General features: G+C 39.8%; 16 protein-coding genes, 1 tRNA gene and 1 pseudogene. 11 read left to right on the top strand and 7 right to left on the bottom strand.

All coding sequences use genetic code 11. From position 1 onward, the window contains the following. Positions 1-48 precede the first annotated feature (48 nt). Together HLH16_RS04990 and HLH16_RS04985 are read left to right on the top strand one after the other, a co-directional pair. On the top strand, positions 49-1,023 hold the full coding sequence (locus HLH16_RS04990; RefSeq protein WP_171528491.1) for a Tim44 domain-containing protein: 975 nt from the start codon (positions 49-51) through the stop codon (positions 1,021-1,023). Positions 1,024-1,334: 311 nt separating this feature from the next. Continuing rightward, the gene (locus tag HLH16_RS04985; protein ID WP_171528490.1) at positions 1,335-1,847 is read left to right on the top strand and encodes a tetratricopeptide repeat protein; all 513 of its coding nucleotides are present in this window, start codon (positions 1,335-1,337) and stop codon (positions 1,845-1,847) included. A 54-nt stretch (positions 1,848-1,901) separates the two neighbouring features. Here HLH16_RS04985 and HLH16_RS04980 read toward each other — a convergent pair whose 3' ends face one another. Beyond that, complete coding sequence (locus HLH16_RS04980) at positions 1,902-2,426, bottom strand: cysteine peptidase family C39 domain-containing protein (protein ID WP_171528489.1); 525 nt, start codon at positions 2,424-2,426, stop codon at positions 1,902-1,904. A 224-nt stretch (positions 2,427-2,650) separates the two neighbouring features. Between HLH16_RS04980 and ahcY the strand changes: the two genes are divergently transcribed. The 6 genes from ahcY (at position 2,651) to HLH16_RS04950 (ending at position 12,555) form a co-directional block, all read left to right on the top strand. After that, on the top strand, positions 2,651-4,033 hold the full coding sequence (ahcY, locus tag HLH16_RS04975; RefSeq protein WP_171528488.1) for an adenosylhomocysteinase: 1,383 nt from the start codon (positions 2,651-2,653) through the stop codon (positions 4,031-4,033). A 160-nt stretch (positions 4,034-4,193) separates the two neighbouring features. Continuing rightward, complete coding sequence (gene metF / locus HLH16_RS04970; RefSeq protein WP_171528487.1) at positions 4,194-5,030, top strand: methylenetetrahydrofolate reductase [NAD(P)H]; 837 nt, start codon at positions 4,194-4,196, stop codon at positions 5,028-5,030. Positions 5,031-5,059: 29 nt separating this feature from the next. After that, on the top strand, positions 5,060-5,776 hold the full coding sequence (locus HLH16_RS04965; RefSeq protein WP_171528486.1) for a 16S rRNA (uracil(1498)-N(3))-methyltransferase: 717 nt from the start codon (positions 5,060-5,062) through the stop codon (positions 5,774-5,776). A gap of 171 nt (positions 5,777-5,947) precedes the next feature. Further along, positions 5,948-8,809, top strand: a complete 2,862-nt coding sequence (locus HLH16_RS04960) for a bifunctional diguanylate cyclase/phosphodiesterase (RefSeq protein ID WP_171528485.1) — start codon at positions 5,948-5,950, stop codon at positions 8,807-8,809. A gap of 149 nt (positions 8,810-8,958) precedes the next feature. After that, positions 8,959-11,232, top strand: a complete 2,274-nt coding sequence (locus HLH16_RS04955) for an NADP-dependent malic enzyme (RefSeq protein WP_171528484.1) — start codon at positions 8,959-8,961, stop codon at positions 11,230-11,232. Positions 11,233-11,319: 87 nt separating this feature from the next. After that, positions 11,320-12,555: a multifunctional CCA addition/repair protein gene (locus tag HLH16_RS04950; RefSeq protein WP_171528483.1), complete on the top strand. Its 1,236-nt coding sequence runs from the start codon at positions 11,320-11,322 to the stop codon at positions 12,553-12,555. A gap of 149 nt (positions 12,556-12,704) precedes the next feature. Here HLH16_RS04950 and epmA read toward each other — a convergent pair whose 3' ends face one another. The 4 genes from epmA to HLH16_RS04930 form a co-directional block, all read right to left on the bottom strand. Beyond that, positions 12,705-13,697, bottom strand: coding sequence for an EF-P lysine aminoacylase EpmA (gene epmA / locus HLH16_RS04945; protein WP_171528503.1), 993 nt, complete (start codon positions 13,695-13,697; stop codon positions 12,705-12,707). Between the two features lie 2 nt (positions 13,698-13,699). Continuing rightward, a complete protein-coding gene (locus HLH16_RS04940; protein WP_171528482.1) occupies positions 13,700-14,767 on the bottom strand; it encodes a 4-phosphoerythronate dehydrogenase in 1,068 nt (355 codons plus the stop codon). Between the two features lie 237 nt (positions 14,768-15,004). Further along, positions 15,005-15,154 carry a hypothetical protein gene (locus tag HLH16_RS04935; protein ID WP_250850228.1) on the bottom strand — a complete coding sequence of 50 codons (150 nt, stop codon included), beginning with the start codon at positions 15,152-15,154 and terminating at the stop codon, positions 15,005-15,007. 229 nt (positions 15,155-15,383) lie between these two features. Further along, the gene (locus tag HLH16_RS04930) at positions 15,384-16,607 is read right to left on the bottom strand and encodes an acyl-CoA dehydrogenase (protein WP_171528481.1); all 1,224 of its coding nucleotides are present in this window, start codon (positions 16,605-16,607) and stop codon (positions 15,384-15,386) included. A gap of 248 nt (positions 16,608-16,855) precedes the next feature. Here HLH16_RS04930 and HLH16_RS04925 point away from each other — a divergent pair, with 248 nt between their 5' ends. Then, entirely contained in the window at positions 16,856-17,818 is a 963-nt protein-coding gene (locus HLH16_RS04925; protein WP_171528480.1) for a LysR substrate-binding domain-containing protein, read from the top strand. A 327-nt stretch (positions 17,819-18,145) separates the two neighbouring features. On the opposite strand, the gene HLH16_RS04920 is transcribed toward HLH16_RS04925, so the two are convergent. Together HLH16_RS04920 and HLH16_RS04915 are read right to left on the bottom strand one after the other, a co-directional pair. Continuing rightward, a tRNA-Ser gene (locus HLH16_RS04920) sits at positions 18,146-18,235 on the bottom strand. Between the two features lie 90 nt (positions 18,236-18,325). Beyond that, positions 18,326-18,679: pseudogene (locus HLH16_RS04915) on the bottom strand (GreA/GreB family elongation factor); the annotation flags it as partial. A gap of 108 nt (positions 18,680-18,787) precedes the next feature. Between HLH16_RS04915 and gmtY the strand changes: the two are divergent. Further along, positions 18,788-20,110, top strand: coding sequence for a gamma-mobile-trio recombinase GmtY (gene gmtY, locus HLH16_RS04910; protein WP_171528479.1), 1,323 nt, complete (start codon positions 18,788-18,790; stop codon positions 20,108-20,110). Then, positions 20,107-22,848: a gamma-mobile-trio integrase GmtZ gene (gene gmtZ / locus HLH16_RS04905; RefSeq protein WP_171528478.1), complete on the top strand. Its 2,742-nt coding sequence runs from the start codon at positions 20,107-20,109 to the stop codon at positions 22,846-22,848. The genes gmtY and gmtZ overlap by 4 nt, the downstream gene beginning before the upstream one ends. Positions 22,849-22,850 lie beyond the last annotated feature (2 nt).

The following is a 22,850-nucleotide window of genomic DNA, read 5'->3' as shown; positions in this document are numbered from 1 at the left end:
TGCATAACTATAGGGCTATAATTTACTTTTTTATTTAGGAAAAATTCGATGGAAGTTCGACAGCGTGGTTTGATGGCAGGTCTTTTAATGGCAGCTTTGGTGGTCGCACCAATGGCTGAAGCGAAACGTGCAGGTGGTGGTAAAAGCCATGGCATGAGTCGCTCTGCTACTCCAAGTCAATCTTACCAACAACCGCGTCAAGCTACTCCTGCCCCACAACCAACCACCGCACCTGCTCAACAATCGGGTTCTGGCGTAGGTAAAATGGTTGCTGCTGGTGTTGCTGGTGCTGCGATTGGTGCAGTTGCCGCGAATGCAATGGCGGATGACAAACCTGCTGCAAGCGGTGCTGATGCTACAGCACAACAGCAGGAAGAAGAAAAAGGCGGACTTCCAAGCTGGATCTGGATTCTTCTGGCAGCTGCAGTCGCATTCTTCTTGTTCCGTAAATTCGGAGCAAAAAAAAAACTAGCCGCTAACAATCCTTATGCACCAAACAATGCTGGCAATGCAGCACCGTTTGGTCAACAAAATGCAGCACCACCTACGTCGAATGACAACAGCAATATTTTTGGTCAGTCAGTAGGTGGTTCTGCAAGTGCAGCAACTCAAGCACCTTTTGGCGTAGCTTCAACACAAAGTGGCAGTCAATTGCCAGACGGTACTGAACCTGCTGCATTCTTGCGTGTTGCCCGTCAGCGCTTCAACCATATTCAGTCGATGAATACAGCAAGTAACATTGCTGAAATTCAACGTTATTTAACGCCTGATCTTTATCAGTCTATGTATAACGACATTATGGCGAACCAAGACCAAGACGTTGCTGAATTCTCTAACCTGAATGCCATGGTTACAGATTCTGCAAATGAAAATGGTCAATATGTGGTGAGCGTACGTTTCACGGGTACAGTAAGCGAAGATTTAAACAGCTTGCCACAACCTTTTGCAGAAGTTTGGCATTTCACCAAACCTGCAGGTTCTAACCAGGACTGGTTGGTTGCCGGTATTCAACAAGAGGCTTAAGGTCTTTTGAACTAAAAACAGCGACTTCGGTCGCTGTTTTTTATGAATTCTATAAAAGCAGATTAGATTCGAATCTTCTATAAACAGCCTCTAAGTTGATCATATTTATCTGCTCTGCTTTGTTTGTTGGCTGATGTTTGAGCTATTTTAAATCCAGGATTAAGAAGGTTATAAATGCAACAGGGATCATTTTGGTCGCGAGCACTACCTTTACCTCATCTAAAATTGAAAAGTGTAAAAAGCCAATCTTCAGATTGGCTTTTTTGTAGCAAACATTTAGGCTATAGCAATTATGCGCTCTGGATTTTTTAATGTCTGATCTCCCTATTTCTACCGAACTTTTTAACCGTGCGATGGCAGGCAATCGTGATGCACAATTTGAGCTTGCTGAAATTTATATGCAAAGTGAAAATGATGAGCATGTTGCACTTGCTGAAGAATGGGCACTCAAAGCCGCACAACTGGGTCATGTTGAAGCCATGTACTGGCTGGGTGAAGGTTATGCATTTTATGCAAAAGACATGCTAGAAGAAGATCCGGAGGAAGCAAAAACCTATTTTGAACATGCTTACCGCTGGTTAGAACAAGCAGCGAAACATAAACATCCTGCTGCTATTTTAGAGTTATCGAATTTTTATCGTCGTGGCGATGTGGTGGAAAAGGATGTGAGCAAGTCGGTTGAATTGGTCAAGCAAGCCGCTGAACTGGGTGAAGTTCAAGCCATGCGTGATTTAGCCTGCATTTATGAACACGGCTTAGGGGTAGATGTGGATGATGAAAAAGCCGATTATTGGCATGATAAAGCTCAAGCTGCTAAAGAATAATGGGATTAAAAAGCCCATCAAATGATGGGCTTTTGTTTTATACAGTTTTAAATTTTAACTTTCGATATAATTATTTGCTTCAACAACAATAACTTGTCGACAAATACCTTCAACTTGACGTTGTTGTTCAAATATAGCCGCTGGCATAGGATCAAAACTGTCAAAGAAACAAATTTCATCCTTATTGACATCATAAACAAGTGAGTGATTACCCACATCTTCTAATGTGTCGTAATAGACAATCACAAATTTATTTTGATCAAAGGCTTGCTGGATTTGATCATAATTTAACGCAGGTAGAATCGGTAAACCCAGTTGCTCTGTTTCTTGATAACTGAGTTTTTCACTCTCCTGAAGATCAGGGTCATGATCGGTATAAAACTGAACAGTAAAACCAAACTTTTTTAATCCAACAGCTAGACCGATGGTTGTCGTGCCATTTTCAGCATCATATCCACATACATCTACCAGCTGCTGAATTTCAGCATCGATACCTAAATGTTGCAGCAACATCCATACCGCAAAAATTCCACCATTTGCTTCCAGATTGGCTAATTCTTCAGGCATTTCTAAAGCCATAATTTTCATCCAAAATATGATTGTGCTGATAATAATCAATTTCAGATTGGAACAAAATCGATTTCCAAGTACAATAGCCCGCTAGTCGAGGGATGCTGCGACTTTTTCACAGGCATATAAATGTGAAATCGCTAGGCTCGACGATTCGGTCAAACATTGATTTTGATCAAAAACGGCATCCGCGAACATAACGATCCAATCTATTTTTTCTCTAGGAGATCCTGATGAACGCGGTTAATGCTTCATTTACAGATTATAAAGTTGCCGATATTTCACTTGCTGATTACGGCCGTAAAGAAATCAAACTTGCTGAAGCAGAAATGCCAGCACTTATGGGTTTGCGTAAACGCTACTCAGCAGCAAAACCACTTGCAGGCGCGAAAATTCTCGGCTGTATCCACATGACCATTCAAACTGCAGTTTTAATTGAAACTCTGGTTGAATTGGGTGCGGAAGTTCGCTGGACTTCATGCAACATCTTCTCTACTCAAGACCATGCTGCTGCTGCAATTGCTGCGCGCGGTATTCCTGTTTTCGCTTGGAAAGGCGAAACTGAAGAAGAATACATGTGGTGTCTTGAACAGCAAATCAATGTCAATGGCAAACCTTGGGATGCCAACATGATTCTTGATGATGGTGGTGACTTAACTGCTGTTGTTCATGAAAAATATCCAGAATTAATTGCTAAAATCCACGGTGTGACTGAAGAAACCACCACGGGTGTGCAACGTCTTTATGAAATGTTACGTGATGGTACTTTGAAAGTTCCTGCAATCAACGTAAACGACTCCGTGACTAAATCTAAAAACGACAACAAATACGGTTGCCGCCATTCTCTCAACGATGCGATCAAACGCGGTACTGACATGTTGATGTCTGGTCGTCGTGCGCTTGTGATTGGTTATGGTGACGTAGGTAAAGGGTCTGCTCAATCACTTCGTCAAGAAGGCATGATTGTTCGCGTAACTGAAATCGATCCAATCTGTGCAATGCAAGCATGTATGGACGGTTATGAAGTTGTATCTCCATACAAAAACGGCGTACAAACTGGCAAGAAAGAAGACATCAACCTTGACCTTCTTCAAAATACTGACCTGATCGTAACGACTACGGGTAACTACCACGTATGTGACTCTGCAATGCTAGATACATTAAAAGCAGGTTCAGTGGTATGTAACATCGGTCACTTTGATACTGAAATTGATACCAACTACTTACGTGGTTACAAATGGGTTGAAGTTAAGCCTCAAGTACACCAAGTATATCGTTCAGAAGATGAAAGCAACTATTTGATTCTTCTTTCTGAAGGTCGTTTGGTTAACTTGGGTAATGCAACAGGTCACCCATCACGCATTATGGACGGTTCATTTGCTAACCAGGTATTGGGTCAAATGCATTTATTCGCTGAAAAATTTGCTGATCTTCCTGAAGACCAAAAACAAGCGGCTATTCGTGTAGAACTCCTTCCTAAGAAATTGGATGAAGAAGTGGCTGCTGCGATGGTTGCCGGTTTTGGTGGTGTCTTGACTCAATTGACTCAAGAACAAGCTGACTACTTAGGTGTTCAAGTTGAAGGTCCATTCAAATCTGAGACTTATAAATACTAATTTTTAATCTTTTTCCCTCATCCTAGCCTTCTCCCAGAGGGAGAAGGAACTGACCATTAACTTTAACAGTAAAGTGAGGAGTTCCCTCTCCTTTTAGGAGAGGGCTAGGGAGAGATCTAAATAAATTTAAAAAAAGTATTTATAAAAAAGGATTTGAAAAATGACCAAACGTGTTCCAATTTCGTTTGAATTTTTTCCGACTAAAACCGATGTCGGTGCGGAAAAACTTCGTGTTGTTCATAAAGAATTACAACTGTTAAACCCTGAGTTTTTCTCTGTAACTTATGGTGCTGGTGGCTCTACTCGTGAACGTACACTTGCTGCAATCAATGACTTCAATGGTAAAGGCACTCCCGTAGCCCCTCACCTGTCTTGTATCGGTGATGACAAAGCTCGTATTGCCGAGTTGCTTGATTTGTACAAATCACAAGGCATCAATCGTATTGTGGCACTGCGTGGTGACTTGCCTTCTGGTCAGGTGGGCCTGGGTGAATTGCCTTATGCGCAAGACCTGGTTCGTTTCATTCGTGAACATTCAGGTGATCATTTCCAAATTGAAGTCGCTGCTTACCCTGAAATGCATCCACAGGCAGAAAATTTTGATAAAGACATTCAACACTTTGTTGAAAAAGCCAATGCCGGTGCCAATGCCGCATTAACCCAGTTCTTCTTTAATCCAGATGCGTATTTCTACTTTGTAGATCGTATTCAAAAAGAAGGCGTGAATATTCCGGTTGCTCCCGGCATTATGCCAATTACCAATGCAAGCAACTTAATTCGCTTCGCAGATGGTACGGGCGCTGAAATCCCGCGCTGGATTCGTAAGCAATTGGCCACTTATGGTGATGACACCGCTTCAATCAAGGCTTTTGGTCATGAAGTTGTAGTTAAATTGTGTGAACGTCTGCTTGCAGGCGGTGCGCCAAGCTTGCATTTCTATACCATGAACACTACCGATCCAACACGTCAACTCGTGATTGATCTTGGTTTAGCTTAATTTTTTATCTGATTTGTGAGTAATACTGAATGCCGCGTTTTTATATTGAGGCTGATTTGGCTGTTGATATGAATGTTGAATTAACCGAAACGGTTTTTCATCATTGGGTAAAAGTATTACGTGCACAAGTTGGTGAAAAAGCCACCTTGTTCAATGGACAAGGTGGTGAATACGACGTGACGCTTGTTGAAATTGCAAAAAAATCAGCGAGCGTTTCTGTCGATGCATTCAACCCTGATGATCGCACACCTGCATTCACAGCCTTACTTGGTCAAGTCATGAGTAAAGGTGATCGCATGGATTATGCCATTCAAAAAGCAGTTGAACTGGGGGTATCCAAAATCCAGCTTCTCACTTCTGAGCGTTGCGAAATGCGTCTTAAATATGATCGTGATCAAAAGAAAATTGATCACTGGCAAGGTATTGCCATCGCTGCTTGTGAGCAATGCGGGATGAATAAAGTTCCCGAAGTCTTAGCGCCGATTTCTTTAACAGACTGGTTAGCCAGTGAACTGCCTACCACAAAATTAGTGCTTGCACCCAATAAAGATCAAGTCGATGTTCTAGCCGATGCCACACCTGATATTGCACTTTTAATCGGTCCTGAAGGTGGACTGAGCGAGGCTGAAATACAATTATCCAACGATGCTGGATTCATTAATTGGTGTATTGGTAATCGCGTTTTACGTACCGAAACTGCCCCAATCGTTGCTTTATCTATTTTAAATTATAAAGTAACTGTATAGTTCATCTGATTTTAGATAAATAGTACCTGATTCGATTGATTTTTCTCAATAACATTATTAATCTTGATTTCAACATACAAATGTATATTTAAAATACAGTTTAGTTTTTTTAAACATGATTAATATTTAGAAAGCAATTTATCGCAAAACAAAAATAAGGTTTCTGCTTTTATGTCAGATATTCAAGACGAGTATATTAAACAGCATGTGAGTGCTGCTCAAATTACCAATACGATTCGACTCAGTCGATTCTTTCTTGTCAGTATTCTGATCGTTTCCTTATCTGTTTATTGCATTTACCAATTTTATTTTACAAAACCCTCTTTCTATTTCAATTTATGGTTTATTGCCACTGAACTGTTGAGTTGCCTAAGTTTACTCATCATCAGTCTCTATTTTAAGCCACATCATTTCGCACTAAATCACGCACATCGCTGGCTGCAATTTCAATGTTTGGCAATAGGAAGTTGTATTGCTATTGGTATTGGTCTGATTTACTACTACTTACCGCAATATAACCCTAATTTCAGCCATGTGAATGCTTTAATTCTCTCGGCTTTATTACTGATTGTGAGCCAAGCCTTTGCCCTGACTTTCTTAACCCAACGTCTAAATTATTTTTGTTTGGCCTTTATTCCAGCCATTTTTCCTTATCTTACCTCCCAGTTTTTTGCTACAGAGACCTCGAATTATTTATTCCATTTAACGGTCAATTTCACTGTTATTGTCATTTTACTTTGTGCAAATTCTACCACGCGCATTCATAAACGCATTTCAGCACTGTATTCCAAAAATAATCGCTTGGTTAAAAATGCCGAACAACAGGTTCTCTGGACAGATGAGTTATGTCAGCAGTTACAGACTGAAATTAATAAATCCAAAGATATCGAATTACAACTTCAACTGAACAATCAATTACTTGAACAGAAAGTCAAAGAGCGAACTTTTGATATTGCCAAAATGAATGCTGATCTGGAAAATCAGCAACAAAATTTGATGTTGGCACATGGAGTCGCGGGACTTCGACCTTGGGACTGGAATATTAAAGATCGGGAAATTCTGGTCACCGATTCTAAACACCAAAAGACCCTAAAACCTTCAAAACAGCACCATCATCAGCTACAAAATATTATTCATCCCGATGATCTCGAACACTTCCAAACCTCGATGAAGCAAAATTTACGCGGCCAAACCGATCAGTATGAAGCCACGTATCGAATTAAACACAGTAATGGCAAATGGAAATGGGTCCATGATATTGGTAGAGTCATTGCTCGTAACCCTAACAATAACAAGCCTCTGCGTATGGTCGGGATTCGTCGTGACATCCATCAAGAACGGACCGATCAGGAACGCTTAAAACTTGCAGCCAGCGTGCTGCAACAAGCTGCTGAAGGGATTTTTATTCTTGACGAACAACTTTGCTATATCGACGTCAATCCATTCTATGAAAAATTGACGGGTTTTAGCCACGAGCAAATTATTGGCAAGCATTTATTTGATATCACTTCAAATTATAAACCGCATCAAAGAAACAGCCGTTCTTCCATCATCAATCAACTCGATAAAATGGGTGAGTTTGATGGTGAGCTCAATGAAAAATTTCTTTCTGGTAAAGAACTTACAGTCTGGATGCGGATTAATGCCATTATTGATGAAAAAAATCGTGTCACGCACTATATTGGAATCGTTTCTGATTTAACGGAACGTAAACTGCAAGAACAACGTCTGTCTTATTTGGAAAATTACGACCCACTAACCGACCTGCCGAATCGCTTTTATTACAACTATCAATTACATCAATATCTAGTCAGTCAAAAGGATTCGATTAAACAGCTCGCTGTAATTCGTCTGAATATTGATCGCTTTAGACCTTTGAATGAATTTCTGAGCAATAGTGGTGGTGATGAGCTGTTACGCCAAGTGGCTCAAAGACTACGACTCACCAATGCTGAAGCATTATTGGTCGCCCATTTAAATGGTGATGACTTTGCCATCGTCTACGAAATTTCGCATATTCGTCCATCGATTCAGCACCATTGTGAACGGATGAGCAAAGCATTTTCATTACCCTTTAACATTTTTGGTCAGGACCATATTATTACTCTGTCTATGGGGATTGCTTTCTATCCAGAAAATGGCCGCCAACTGGATTATCTGAATAATTGTGCTGAACAGGCATTAATCGAAGCGAAAAGCTTGGGTGGCAATACCATCCGTTCTTACTCCAATAAAAATACTGCCTTACTTGAGCAAGGGATTTATCTGGAACGCGATTTACGACTTGCGATTAACAACAATGAACTGATTGTTTACTATCAGCCAAAAATTAATTTTAGCGACCAAGACATTTATGGTTTTGAAGCTTTGGTTCGCTGGAATCACCCAAGCAAAGGCATTATTCCACCAAATTTGTTCATTCCCCTTGCAGAGCAAACCAGTTTAATTTCTGATATTGGCAGAATTGTTATACAACAAACCGCTAAGCAAATTAGAAATTGGAATGATTTAGGCTTTAATAATATATGTGTTTCGGTCAATGTAGTCGCACAACAATTGCAACGTGGACAGTTACTCGAAGATCTCGATCATGCCATTCAGACCTACAAAATTTCAGGCTCGAGCCTGGAGCTTGAAATTACTGAATCATCCCTGCTTGAGAACTCGGTTACGGTTAAAAATCTGCTCGATGAAATCAAGAAACGGAAGATCAATATCTCTCTGGATGATTTTGGAACAGGCTACTCCTCCCTATCTTATCTTGCTGATTTTCCGATTGATATATTAAAAATCGACCGCAGCTTTATCTCCAGAATTGGGCAAGACAAACAAGAAGCTATTGTCAGTGCCATGATTGCCATGGGCAAAGCCATGGGCATGGTCGTGGTTGCAGAAGGCATTGAAACCGAGGAACAGCTTCAGTACTTACAGGATCTTGAATGTGACATTGCTCAAGGCTTCCTGTTTTCAAAACCTTTACCCGAAAGTGAAGCAACAACCTTCCTGGAACAACATCGACTTATACCTTCTTAATATAAGTCGACACGTCTAAATATCAGTTTGCTTGAAAATGGTATATTCGCGACTGTGCTAAGGTCGCAACAAATGTTATATTCAGTTGAATTAAGCAAAAAACCACCACCAGCTCGGGCTGGACAACTCAAGTAACAATAGAGATACAGATGGACGATCAATCATTAAAACAGCAAGCTTTGTACTACCACGAATATCCAACACCAGGGAAAATCAGTGTTACGCCAAGTAAACAGCTGGTCAACCAACATGACCTAGCGCTTGCTTACTCTCCGGGTGTCGCAGCACCATGTTTAGAGATTGAACGTGACCCATCAACTGCAGCACTTTACACTGCACGTGGCAACCTTGTTGCAGTGGTAAGTAATGGTACTGCGGTTTTAGGTCTAGGTAACATTGGTCCTTTAGCATCTAAACCGGTTATGGAAGGTAAAGGCGTACTGTTTAAAAAATTCGCGGGTGTAGATGTATTTGACCTCGAAATTGCTGAAAATGACCCAGACAAAATTGTTGAAATCGTGGCTGCATTAGAACCTACTTTTGGTGGTATTAACCTTGAAGATATCAAGGCACCAGAATGTTTCTACATCGAGCAAAAACTTCGTGAACGCATGAATATTCCTGTGTTCCATGATGATCAACACGGTACGTCTATCATTGTGGGTTCAGCTTTACTCAATGCTTTACAACTGACTGGTAAAAAAATTGAAGAGATTAAAATTGTCGCTTCAGGTGCCGGTGCAGCTGCATTGTCTTGTTTAGATTTGCTTTGCGCTTTAGGTGCAAACAAACAGAACATTACCGTTGCCGATTCACGCGGTTTGTTGACGACTAAACGTGACAATCTGGATGAATCGAAAAAACGTTATGTTCAAGATATTGAAGGCACTCAATTAGCAGACGTTATTGCGGGTGCTGATATGTTCTTGGGACTTTCAGCGGCAGGCATTTTAACCAAAGAAATGGTTAAAGTGATGGCTGAAAATCCAATTATTTTTGCTTTGGCAAACCCGGATCCAGAAATTTTACCTGAACATGCACATGAAGTTCGTCCTGACGTGATTATGGCAACCGGTCGTTCGGATTATCCAAACCAGGTAAACAATGCACTTTGCTTCCCGTATATCTTCCGTGGTGCTTTAGACGTTGGCGCAACCACCATTAATGAAGAAATGAAAATTGCCTGCGTACATGCAATTGCACGTATGGCACACATTGAAGCAGATGCAGCATCGTATGGTGAAAAATCTGCATCATTTGGTCGTGATTACCTTATTCCACGCCCGCTTGATCAACGTTTAATTCTTGAAATTGCCCCTGCTGTTGCCCAAGCTGCAATGGATTCTGGTGTGGCGACTCGTCCAATCGAAGACTTCTCTGCATATCGTCAAAAATTGTCTGAGTTCGTATACAACTCTGCATTTATGATGAAACCGATCTTTGCCCAAGCAAAAACAGCACCGAAGCGTATTGCTTATGCGGAAGGTGAAGACCTTCGTGTACTTCGTGCAGTTCAAATTGCGGTAGATGAAGGTTTAGCGTTCCCAATTCTTGTTGGTCGTACTGCTGTCATTGAAGCAAACATCAAAAAATTGGGCTTGCGTCTTGAACATGGCGTGAACATTGAAATTGTGGATCAAGAGAAAAATCCAGATTACGAATTTTTTGCGGATGATTACTACCAAATCATGCAGCGTAAAGGTGTAACGCCTGAATATGCGCATCGTGAAGCACGTCGTCGCTCTACCCTGATTGCTGCAATGTTGGTGAAACACGGTCATGCAGACGGTATGCTTTGTGGTACATATTCAAGCTATGACATTCACCTAGATTTCGTGAAAAACGTGATTGGCTTAAAAGAAGGTCGCAGCACATTCTTTACCCTAAATGCGTTAATGCTTCAAGATCGTAACCTGTTCATTGCCGATACTTATGTGAATACTAACCCAACAGCTGAACAGTTGGCTGAAATGACCATTTTGGCGGCTGAAGAAGTGCGTCGTTTTGGTGTGACTCCACGTATTGCGTTGTTGTCGCATTCAAGCTTTGGTTCTGACCAAACCGATGCAAGCGCACAAAAAATGCGTAAAGTATTTGAAATTTTAAGTGAAATTGCACCTGAACTAGAAGTCGAAGGTGAAATGCACGGTGATGCTGCACTGGATGAAAATATTCGTCATTTTGCATTCCCGAATTCACGTTTCAAAGGTTCTGCAAACTTACTCATCATGCCAAACCTTGATGCAGCAAACATTTCATTTAACCTGTTGAAAGCGACTTCAGGTAATAATGTAACGATTGGCCCAATTTTGTTGGGTGCTGCAAAACCTGTGCATATCTTGACACCGACTGCAACAACACGTCGTGTGGTAAATATGACAGCGTTGACAGTTGCTGAAATTCAACAGTCACAAGAAGGCTAGTATTTAACTTTAGCAAAAAGCTAAGGTTCTTTACTTGAGAAAACCTCTATTCTGTAGCATGATTGCTTGAAGAATAGAGGTTTTTTCATGCGAGTTTATTTAGTAGGCGGTGCAGTACGTGATCACTTACTCGGTCACCCCTATCACGAAAAAGATTATGTGGTTGTTGGTGCGACACCTGAACAACTCCTTGCTCAGGGCTATCAGCCGGTAGGCAAAGATTTCCCTGTTTTTTTGCATCCCCAAACAAAAGAAGAATATGCTTTAGCCCGTACCGAGCGTAAATCTGGTCAGGGTTATCATGGCTTTGAATTTTATACAGATACGAGTGTAACCCTTGAAGAGGATCTGATCCGTCGTGACCTGACCATTAATGCGATGGCGATGGATGAAGATGGCAACGTATACGACCCTTATAAGGGTCAGCAAGATCTAACAGATCGAATATTACGTCATGTATCCAATGCTTTTGTCGAAGATCCGCTGCGCGTTTTACGTATCGCACGATTTGCAGCGCGTTATAAATCACTTGGGTTCACCGTGGCATCTGAAACTTTGGCATTGATGCAACAGTTGGCGGAATCCGGTGAATTACAGGCATTAACGCCTGAACGGGTATGGAAAGAAACCTCTCGTGCCTTGATGGAAAATCATGCCGATGAATATTTCGAAACGCTACGTCGCTGTGGTGCGTTAAAAGTCCTGTTCCCAGAACTAGATGCTTTATACGGTATTCCGCAACGTCCTGAATATCATCCGGAAATTGATAGCGGCATTCATACCATGATGTCGCTACAACAAGCCTGTAAAGCCAATTATTCACTGGATGTACGCTTTGCCGTTCTGGTTCATGATTTAGGCAAGGCATTGACTCCGGCAGATGAATTACCGCGTCATATCATGCATGAAGAACGGGGTGTCAAACCGGTAACCGAAGTGTGTGATCGCCTCAAAGTGCCAACCAACACCAAGCAACTTGCCATTGCGGTCTGTAAAGAACATTTAAAATGTCATCAAGCCTTAAGCTTAAAACCGGGGACTTTATGGCGCTTATTGCAACGACTGGATGTTTTGCGTCGCCCTGAACGTGTGGAAGCTTATGTTCAAGCCTGTGAGTGTGACTCTCGTGGCCGTTTGGGTCTGGAAGACCGTGAATATCCACAATCACAATATGTACTAGATGCCATGGAAGTGGTTCGGGGCATTAAAGCGCAGGATTTACCACCCGATATTAGTGGTCCTGATATCGGTGAAATGTTGATTCAACGGCGTATTCAAGCACTTGAAGAATTAAAAGCCCGGCAGATTATTGCTGCTGTATAGCTCATAGAAAAGCTTCTCGTTTGAGAAGCTTTTTTATTTTAATCCCTCTCCTTACGTAGCAGTGCTAATCATCTTTAAAAAATGAACAACTTTGCTCTCCCTTTTTAAAGGGAGGTTGGGAGGGATTTATAGGATTTTTAAAAATAAAATTAAGAAACATCAGCAGGGAAAGTAATCACTTTTTCCAGTTTCATCTGTTCAGTCGCGACCATTAATAAACGATCAATCCCTAAAGCGATGCCTGAACATTCAGTCATATGTGGTAAAGCTGCCAGTAGATATTCGTCAATCGGCATCACATGTAAGCCAAGCTTTTCACGTTCCAGATTATCGGCTTCAAAACGGGAGCGTAATACTGCAGCATCAATCAGTTCATCATAGGCATTGGCCAATTCCAAACCTTCAATATAAAGCTCAAAACGGGCTGCGACCTGTTCACCCTCTTCATCAACTTTAACTTTGGCAAGCGATGCCATTTCAGGTGGGAAATCGGTTAAAAATACCGGAGTATCAAACCCTAAACTCGGTTCAACCATATGTGAAAATAACAGATCGATATATCCCAAGCGGTCATCACCCAAATCCAGATTTAAACCAACGCGGTTACAGCAGTCTTTGAGCTGTTTTAAGCTGGCTTGTAATGGATTGAGATCCAGACGATCCATAAAGGCATGTTTATAACTTAAAATGGTCGGACGGACTTCGCCAAAACGCTGTGCCAAGGTCACATTAAGCAAGTCGGTGACTTCAAACATCAGCTCTTTCAAGCTTAAATTTGGACGGTACCATTCCAGCATAGTGAATTCACTATTGTGTTTGCGTCCATGTTCATCATCACGAAAGACTTTGCAAATTTGGTAAATTGGACCACTGCCACTGGCCAATAATCGCTTCATGGCAAATTCAGGTGAAGTTTGCAGATAATGGGTATGTTGGCGCCCCCCGAGATGACGCTGAGCCTGAACAGATGCTAGATGTACATCGGTGACACCCGCTTGAGACAATATTGGCGTTTCCACTTCAAGCACATCCCGTTCAGCAAAGAACTGCCTGATTTGCGCATACATTTTGGCACGGGCTTTTATAGCTTTAATATCACAGGTCGGTTGATAATTGATGCTTTTACTTTCAGTATTTGCCATGCTCATGCTTTCGGGCCTCCGTGCGCTGCCCATTCACGGCGTAAGGGATAAGTTTTACGTAAAAAATCAAATGCTTTTTGATCCACTTTACCCTCTTTCAAACAGGCACGCAGGTTGGCATCGTCACGTGCAATATCATAAATGTGAGCAAGATACTGTTTCAGCACCTGTTTTAAATCTTGATCTTGAAAATATTGTTCGCAGACTGGTAATTGGGTTTCAAATTGCTTATTTGCAGTAAAATTAAAGGTTTTGCAGAAAGCATCGTAAATCATTTGCGTGCCACGCGCTTTGCCTTCCAGGCTATAGCCCGCAATATGCGGCGTTACCAAACGAATCAGATTTAAGAGTTGTTCTGAAATTTCCGGTTCATGTTCAAACACATCCAGAACCACCGGGCGCTTAGTCTGTTCAATATCCGCAATCAGTGCCGCTTCCTCGACCACCGGTCCACGTGCTGAATTAATCAATATAGCCTCAGGCTTCATTTGTGCCAAAACATCCGCATTGATCAAATGAAAAGTTGGATGATTCCCTATTTTAGTTAAGGGAACATGGGTGGAAATGGCATCTGCAGTTTTTAACAATTCTGCTAATTCAACTTGCTGGATCTGTTCACGATTCACAAAAGGATCATGACCAATGACATTCCAACCTAACAATTTTGCCATATAGGCCAAACGTGAACCGACATTGCCCAGACCTATAATACCGAGGGTGAATTGTTCATTTTTCTCGATTAAATTGGGTTGTAAATATAACAGTGCGGTAATCACATATTCCGCTACCGCCTGCGCATTACAGCCTGCCGCATTTGACCATGCAATGTTATATTTCTCTAAAGCTGCAATATCTAGATGGTCAGTACCAATGGTGGCACTACCGACAAATTTTAATTTTGTCTCTTGAATCAATTGTTCATTTACTTGGGTCACAGAACGAACCAGCAAGGCTTCAGCATCCTCTACATCGGCATGGGTTAAACTGCGCCCTGCTGCTTGCTGAATTTCTCCAAAATCTGCAAAGAAATATTCGGTAAAGGCCAGATTTTCATCTGCAACGATTTTCATAGCGCGTTCCAATGACATGAAGACCGCTATGATAACCCTTGAAGGCAAATCTGACTATGCACGTTAAGCAAGAAGCAAATGCTTAAAGCGAGATTAAATAGCACTTAAACCTCATTTTCATTCTCCAGATTGTTCGATGCTTTCATCAATGCAATGTTTAACTACCAACTATAAAAAAACCGAATTCTGTAAAAAATCCGGTCAAAACAGGAATCACTAAAACTTCAATCCAATGGATTAAGCCACTGCACCATCAATCACCAGTGAAATAAACACAAAGACAAATGCAATTTTCCAGGTGTTTTTATGAATGCGATGCGCTGTGCCTACATTGGATGGTAATTTTCTGCTGAGCGTTCCTGCTCCAGCCTGTATATCATTATTCATTTCCATATCCCTCATTTTCCCAAATGAGTCATCGGTAATCCTATTATTTCTCTACATTTGCCTTAGGTTCTTTATTGTTTTTCTAGCATTCCGTTTGAACGTTAATCTTGCAAATGCACAGATTTACAAGAATGTTTCACGATGAATCCTTTAATTTAAACTATTGATTTTTTGAGATGAAATATCTTCAGGATGCCCACGAATGAACACCCTGAAGTTAAAAATTCAATTAATTACCGAATGCAGCAATACCGGTCTGTGCACGTCCTAAAATCAAGGCATGCACATCATGGGTCCCTTCATAAGTATTCACCACTTCCAGATTCACCAGATGACGGGCTACGCCAAATTCATCACTGATGCCGTTACCACCCATCATGTCACGCGCAAGTCGTGCAATATCCAGTGCCTTACCACAGTTATTACGCTTGATCAGTGAAGTTCCTTCAACCGAAGCAATGCCTTCATCCTTCATGCGGCCAAAACGTAAAGCGACCTGTAAGCCAAGGGCAATTTCAGTTTGCATGTCCGCCAGTTTTTTCTGGATCAACTGATTGGCAGCGAGTGGACGGCCAAACTGTTTACGGTCCATGGTGTATTGATGCGCGGTATGCCAGCAGAATTCTGCTGCGCCCATCGCACCCCAGGCAATCCCGTATCGGGCACTGTTCAGGCAGGTAAACGGACCTTTTAAACCACGTACTTCAGGAAAGGCGTTTTCTTCCGGCACAAAGACATTATCCATCACGATTTCACCGGTGATTGAGGCACGTAAACCCACTTTACCGTGAATCGCTGGAGCGGAAAGCCCTTCCCAGCCCTTTTCTAAGATAAAGCCACGAATCTCACCGACATTGCCTTCTTTCGACACTTCTTTGGCCCAGACCACAAATACATCCGCAATCGGACTATTAGTAATCCACATTTTTGCGCCCGTTAGGCGGTAACCGCCATCCACTTTTTTGGCACGGCTAATCATGCTGCCCGGATCAGAGCCATGATCTGGTTCGGTCAAGCCAAAGCAACCAATATATTCACCGGTGGCTAATTTTGGTAAATACTTCTGCTTTTGCTCTTCAGAACCAAATTCATTAATAGGCACCATCACCAAAGAGCTTTGTACGCTGGCCATAGAACGGTAGCCTGAATCGACATATTCAATTTCACGGGCAACCAAACCATAGCTGACATAGTTCAGCCCTGCGCCACCGTATTGCTCAGGAATGGTGGGACCTAGCAGACCCAGCTCACCCATCTCACGGAAAATAGCCGGATCCGTTTTTTCATGACGGAATTGTTCAAGTACACGAGATTGTAAACGCTCTTGACAGTAAGCATGTGCAGAATCGCGAATCATGCGCTCTTCTTCTGTCAGTTGCTGCTCAATTAAAAACGGGTCTTGCCAGTTAAATTGAACTTTTGCTGTTTTTTTCGTATTGATCATTTGATTCATCGCTTCCTCTGCTCGATATCATGTTCTATTTATCTGACTCGATGCTAGGGCGGAAAAATGATTCTTTCAAATGATAAATTTGCATACAGATATACCATTTACGCATATCTTATTTTAAGCAGATAGATAACAATGGATTTGGCAACTGTATTTATCAGACATGATTCAATTTTTAGACTAAAGTTGAATAGGGTTCGCCTCTTCATATGCCATTTTAAAATATCTGGTTCAGATAAAAGGATTTATCTATGCGTCGTCATATCCCATCATTACAAGGTTTATTGTGTTTTGAGTCTGCAGCGAAACATGCCAGTTATACTCATGCCTCACAAGAACTGTGTATTACCCAAAGTGCGGTGTCGCGGCAAATTCAACAACTCGAGGAATTCCTTAAACTTGAATTATTCACCCGTACCCGGCATGGAGTTGAACTCACGTTGGCAGGACAGCAGTATTACAGTCTGATCAAACCCTATTTATTGGGTCTGGAGCAAAGCACTTTAGATATCATGGCGCATAAAGGTCTAGGTGGAACATTAAAATTAGGTGTGGTTCCTACTTTTGCAACTTGCTGGCTGCTCCCCAAATTGCACCGCTTTAATGAAATTCATCCTGAAATTACCGTGCATTTGGAAACCAGCACCAAACCCTTTCTATTTAATGAAACCATCTTTGATGCTGCAATATATGCCGGAACACCACAACAAATTGCACACTGGCCTGGCGTACAAACCCATTACCTAATGAAAGAAGACCTGATTGCGGTTTGCTCCCCTCAGCTTATTTTAAAAAATTTTCCGGATGCACAAAGGATTAATGAATATAGCTATGATTTAAGTCCTGAACAGCTCATCCAACTTCCGCTCTTACAACAAACCACCCGTCCGACCATTTGGCATGAATGGTTTAAAACCCATCAAATATTTCATCCAAAATCTGATGCGGGTCATCGGCATGAACTGTTCTCCATGTTGGCCGTTGCAGCCAAGCAATCCATGGGCATGGCGCTCATACCACAAATACTGATTAACCCAGAATTGCACAACAAAGAATTAGTCATTGCCTCAAGTAAAAAACTGGAAGGAAGCCGTTCTTATTATTTAGTCCATTCCAGTCAAGAATCCTCTCCTCTGATCCAAAAATTTATCGATTGGATTCAACAGGAATTGCTGCTTTCATCCACTCATAATGATAGAAATATAGAAGAATAAAACGACTCATCTCTATGCTTTTTTAGTTCAGCTGAGATCTCTATGATGAATTGAAGTCGTGTTTTAAAGTATTTATTTTTAATCATAATAAAAGGTTTATTTGCAGTGCGTGAAGCAATCTTCACTTCTGCAATCATTCGTAAATCTTAATAATCAACGCTCAATAAGTACCCGCTTAAAGACTTTTATATTCAATCTTTGAAATCATTTGTATCCACTAAATATGCACAAATTTATCCAACGTTCTTCTTTATTTATATTTTAGTTTTTTACAAATAAAAAAATTAGGCAATAAAAAACCCCGATCATTGATCGGGGTTTTGAATTTGGCGGAAGCGGTGAGATTCGAACTCACGGAGGACTCACACCCTCGTCGGTTTTCAAGACCGGTGCATTAAACCGCTCTGCCACGCTTCCAATGGCGGCTATGATATAAATAAAAACCCATCTTGGCAAATACTTTTATACTTTTTTCTTGCCGAATGATTAAAATAAAATCAAAATGCATTAATTTGCTGAATTTTCAGGCTTTTCATAACGAATTTGATTGATATACCACTGTTTCTTGCCTAATGGGGTCAGTACTTCAACTTCATCATCAATTTGCTTTCCAAGTAAAGCGCGTGCCATGGGCGAATCAATTGAAATATGTTGTGGATGGTGATCATATATTTCATCTACACCAACAATACGTAAGGTTTTTTGTTCACCTTCATCATTTTCAATATCCACCCAGGCACCAAAATACACTTTTCCCTCTTGCTCAGGCGAAAAATCAATAATTTTAAGCTCTTCTAAACGCTTGCCCAAGTAACGAACACGACGGTCAATCTTACGTAAAATTTGCTTGTTATATTGGTATTATGACCCCATCATTTTCATACTATTAGTTGCAGATTTCACTTGACATAGATTCTTATTCCAATAAGATCAAACAGTAAACACTATTTACTTTATACTAAATATTATATGGCTTTCATAAAGAAAATTTATGTTAATTACAAAGATTGTTCCAATAACTCTTCTTTCACCTTACCTGCAATTCTTACTGATAAAGGTATAGTCATATCTCATGTACGATATTTGGCTTGGAATAATTCAAAAAGTGAATCATGGAAAGAACGTTCATGTTTTGCACTATGCTTATTATTGAAATACATCCAGGCTGTTCCTGACATAAATAATGCCACACAAGTTTTAAAATCATTCACTGAGGCTCTTGTGACTGGCACTATAGACTTAGCAACATTCACTGATCCACTCAATTTATATTGGCGTGCACGAGAAGTTAAAGATGCAAATAATCTTTTATTTCACATTACAAATTATACTGATTTCTTATCTGCACAAGATGGACATTTATCAAATAGAGTGAACCCTTTTAGGAAAGCTACTTCTTATGAGGAACGCCTCAATTGGTGTGCTTATTACCATAAACAGGCTAATGTCTTTTTGAATCATTTAAGTAACACTTCAGCAGTATCTAAACAATTGTCCTCTACTCGAACTGTACAGCCTCATATGGCTCCTAAAATTGAAAATGAATATGCGGTACGTTTTCCTGAGGAGCATCTAGATCGTTTACTTTTCTTAGGCTTTGCTAAAAAAGATAGTTCACATGACTACAAATCACAAGCAATCACAATGTTGATGAATTATGGCGGACTTAGAAAAAGTGAGGTTTTTCATATTTTTGTTTCTGATATTACTCTTCATCCTAAGTATAAAAATGAAGCGATGGTTCGCGTTTATCATCCAGAATTTGGTGCTGCACCTGACCCTAAGTATAAAAATAGAAAAGAATATCTTTTAGCTCAGACTTCCTTCAAACCAAGAAATAGGTATTTAGCTTCAGAACGTCTATTTGCTGGATGGAAAAATCCATTACTGAACTCAAAATATAATTATTTCGATGTAGTATTTAATCCACCTGAAAAAGCACGTGATTTTCTTGCTATATGGGCAAAATATCTTAAATATCAGAGAGTCGAACCACCACCTAATAACCCACACCCTTATGCTTTTACTAACTCGCTCGGACTTCCTGAAACAATAAAAAACTTCCAAAGGTTGCATCGCAATGCTGTGGAACATATTGGTCTTGAGGTTAGGAAATCATTAGGAACTACTGAACATGGACATAGACATGCATATGGATTTAGAGCTAGAAAAGCAGGTTTAGATCAAATCGCTATCCAAAAAATAATGCATCATAAAAACCCAAATTCATGCCTTGTATATATCAAACCAACTACAGATGAAGTTATTGACGTTTTAAGAGGTATTAAATGACTATTTCAGAATTAAAATTTGATAGCTCTATAGAAAGCATCGATACTTCAAATTATGAAGATCTCAAGGCATTGTGTAAAAAGCTTGGTATAACCAACTCTGTCCTATACAGACAAAAATATCGTCAATATGGGTTACCTGCTAACCCGCAGAGAACTTGTAAAGTTTGGAAAAGCTACAAAGATTTTTTTGAGATTCCTGAATTTATTAAATATCATGAGCTTAAAGAAAAAGTACAATCCTTAGATATTAAAAATGCTACTGAATACAAAAATAAGATATCAAATTTTAAAGATCCAACATTACCTCTTGATCCGGAAAGTGTTTATGAAGAGGAATGGGAAAATTGGTATAGATTTTTAGGGAAAGAAGAACCGTATAAGCCTGATTTTATACAAAAAGATTACCTTGCTTGGGCTGAAACTATCAAAAAATTTATGACTCAAGCTAGAGGTGGTAGTACGAAGGAGACGAATTTATGTAGATTTGTTCGTCTTTATATTATTCCATTTGATAAAAGTAAGTCACCTTTTGAGTTTTTAACACAAGAAAAAGTTGATATTAGACCTTTGCGGAATATATTAGATAATATTGATTCTGAACATATGAAAGGCAAATTAATCAAAGCAGTTAATGAATTTTTAGATTATATAATTAATAACTACTTGACTATGGAAGACGAAGAAACTGGGGAAATTGTACGTGTTGCAGATGCAAGAAATCCATGTGCTTTACTAAGCAATAATCCAAATTTAGCTACCAACATGAACAGATCAGAAACTACTAAACCTTGTTTACAATATTTTTTTGTAAAAAAAGCTCAGGAATGGATTATTCCGGCTAATGCCAAATCATTTCAAGAACTTGAACACCTCCATAAGTATGATGCAGATTGGGTTAAAGTAGATTCAACCCTAATTGATCCTTACGATACTGATTGCGTATATAAAACTATAGATAACCAATTTTATATGTGGTGTCCTATGGATTGGATACATACATATGCTTTGACTAAGATACCTCTTAGAGGAAGACAAATTGCATATAATGATTCTGGTGAAGGAGATGAATATATTGCTGACGTAGATTCTAGTGGAAAAATAATTTGGAAAAAAAACAAAAGTCCTTTTGCTGGAATGACCCGTAAGCAATCTTTTATATCTCAATTAGCAGACGGGCAAATAGGTATTTTTACAACTACTAATAAAACAAATAATAATGGTAATGGCTATACAATTCCATGGATACCTGAAGATCTTGCTTTTTGGTTAGTAAAATTGCGTAAATGGCAGCAGAAATATAATCCCATTAATGCTCCTAGTGCATGGATAGAATGTAAACGTACTAACCTAAATGAGCTCCAAAGAAAAGCTAAAGGATTAAATTGCTTTCTCTTTAGACGTTTTAATGATTTTGAACCTGCTGCAGTTGGAAATGCTCTCACCCCTCGTTTAGCTGCTACCCTTTTCCATATACAGCCTACAAACTTAGCTCTAGCTACATTAGAAGGAAATCCTGCGACATTAGGTTCCTATAAATCCAAATATACTCCCCACAGCATGAGAGTCAGTCTCATTACAGCTTACGTTCTTGAAATGGGAATGCCTCTAGAAATAGTAATGAAAATTGTTGGGCACAGCTCAGTCATTATGTCGATTTATTACTGTAAAATTTCTAATGACCAAATACGAACGCGCCTTGAGGAAGGTGAAAAAATTGCTCTAAAATCGGAAGTAGATACCGTACAAAGAATAATTGAACAAAATAAAATAGAAGATATTAAAAACCAACTTGTAGGTAGCAACACTGAATTATTGGACAGTCTTACAAATTCAGTACCTGCAGGTAATTATGTTTTCCGAGATTATGGCATTTGTCCATATGCAGCTACTAGATGTGAAGATGGTGGTCCCATTATTCAAACAAGTAGTTTTAATGCTCCCACCCCACATGGTTATTTAGGGGTACAAAATTGTCTAAGATGCCGTCATTTTATAACCGGACCTGCCTTTTTAGGGGGATTATTAGCTATTACAAATGAAATTTTACTGCAATCTAACTCCCAATCTGAAATTTGCTTCAAATTACAGGATCAAATAAATGAAGCTAATAATAAAATTCACGAAATTGAAAAAGAAGAATATGAATCCAATATAAAAAGAATCCCCTTTACTAAAGGGAATGAACGCAATAAATTCGAAACAGAATTAAGGAATTATCAATCTGAATATGAAACTGCTGCCAAGAAGCTTGATATGTTATTATGCGACATTCAATCAGCTTATAAACTAATAAAACAATGCCATAATTTAATAAATAATTCTGAAGTTATTCCTTCATCAGATAAACTAGCATTGATTTCAATGCAAAATGCAGAGCTTAAAATTGAAGTTGAAGAAGTTAGTCATTATCAACAACTACAAGAAGTTTGTGAAAATGCCATAATTTATACGTCTTGTAATGCTGAAAATGCAATTTATCCACGTACTCAACTTCTTGACAGAATGGCAATGTTTAACGAAATTATGCCTCAACTCTTTATCCTTAATAAGGAACAGCAACTAATAGCAGGTCATGAAATACACAAGCTACTAATTTCGAGGTTAAAGACTTGGGAAAAAATTCAACAAGTTATAGATTGCAAAGTAAAGTTCCAAGAACTCGAATATTCTGAGCGAATAACCAAAGCTGACATAGAATTAATTTTGTCTCGTTCCAACAATTTAATTGAAGGTTAAAC

Source organism: Acinetobacter sp. ANC 5378 (assembly GCF_013004315.1).
Classification (GTDB): Bacteria; Pseudomonadota; Gammaproteobacteria; order Pseudomonadales; family Moraxellaceae; genus Acinetobacter.
This window is presented reverse-complemented; position numbering and strand designations above follow the sequence as displayed.

Coding starts and splice junctions, on each gene's coding strand:
- HLH16_RS04990 (WP_171528491.1), top strand. CDS start 49: ATGGAAGTTCGACAGCGTGGTTTGATGGCAGGTCTTTTAATGGCAGCT.
- HLH16_RS04985 (WP_171528490.1), top strand. CDS start 1,335: ATGTCTGATCTCCCTATTTCTACCGAACTTTTTAACCGTGCGATGGCA.
- HLH16_RS04980 (WP_171528489.1), bottom strand. CDS start 2,426: ATGGCTTTAGAAATGCCTGAAGAATTAGCCAATCTGGAAGCAAATGGT.
- ahcY (WP_171528488.1), top strand. CDS start 2,651: ATGAACGCGGTTAATGCTTCATTTACAGATTATAAAGTTGCCGATATT.
- metF (WP_171528487.1), top strand. CDS start 4,194: ATGACCAAACGTGTTCCAATTTCGTTTGAATTTTTTCCGACTAAAACC.
- HLH16_RS04965 (WP_171528486.1), top strand. CDS start 5,060: ATGCCGCGTTTTTATATTGAGGCTGATTTGGCTGTTGATATGAATGTT.
- HLH16_RS04960 (WP_171528485.1), top strand. CDS start 5,948: ATGTCAGATATTCAAGACGAGTATATTAAACAGCATGTGAGTGCTGCT.
- HLH16_RS04955 (WP_171528484.1), top strand. CDS start 8,959: ATGGACGATCAATCATTAAAACAGCAAGCTTTGTACTACCACGAATAT.
- HLH16_RS04950 (WP_171528483.1), top strand. CDS start 11,320: ATGCGAGTTTATTTAGTAGGCGGTGCAGTACGTGATCACTTACTCGGT.
- epmA (WP_171528503.1), bottom strand. CDS start 13,697: ATGGCAAATACTGAAAGTAAAAGCATCAATTATCAACCGACCTGTGAT.
- HLH16_RS04940 (WP_171528482.1), bottom strand. CDS start 14,767: ATGAAAATCGTTGCAGATGAAAATCTGGCCTTTACCGAATATTTCTTT.
- HLH16_RS04935 (WP_250850228.1), bottom strand. CDS start 15,154: ATGAATAATGATATACAGGCTGGAGCAGGAACGCTCAGCAGAAAATTA.
- HLH16_RS04930 (WP_171528481.1), bottom strand. CDS start 16,607: ATGAATCAAATGATCAATACGAAAAAAACAGCAAAAGTTCAATTTAAC.
- HLH16_RS04925 (WP_171528480.1), top strand. CDS start 16,856: ATGCGTCGTCATATCCCATCATTACAAGGTTTATTGTGTTTTGAGTCT.
- gmtY (WP_171528479.1), top strand. CDS start 18,788: ATGGCTTTCATAAAGAAAATTTATGTTAATTACAAAGATTGTTCCAAT.
- gmtZ (WP_171528478.1), top strand. CDS start 20,107: ATGACTATTTCAGAATTAAAATTTGATAGCTCTATAGAAAGCATCGAT.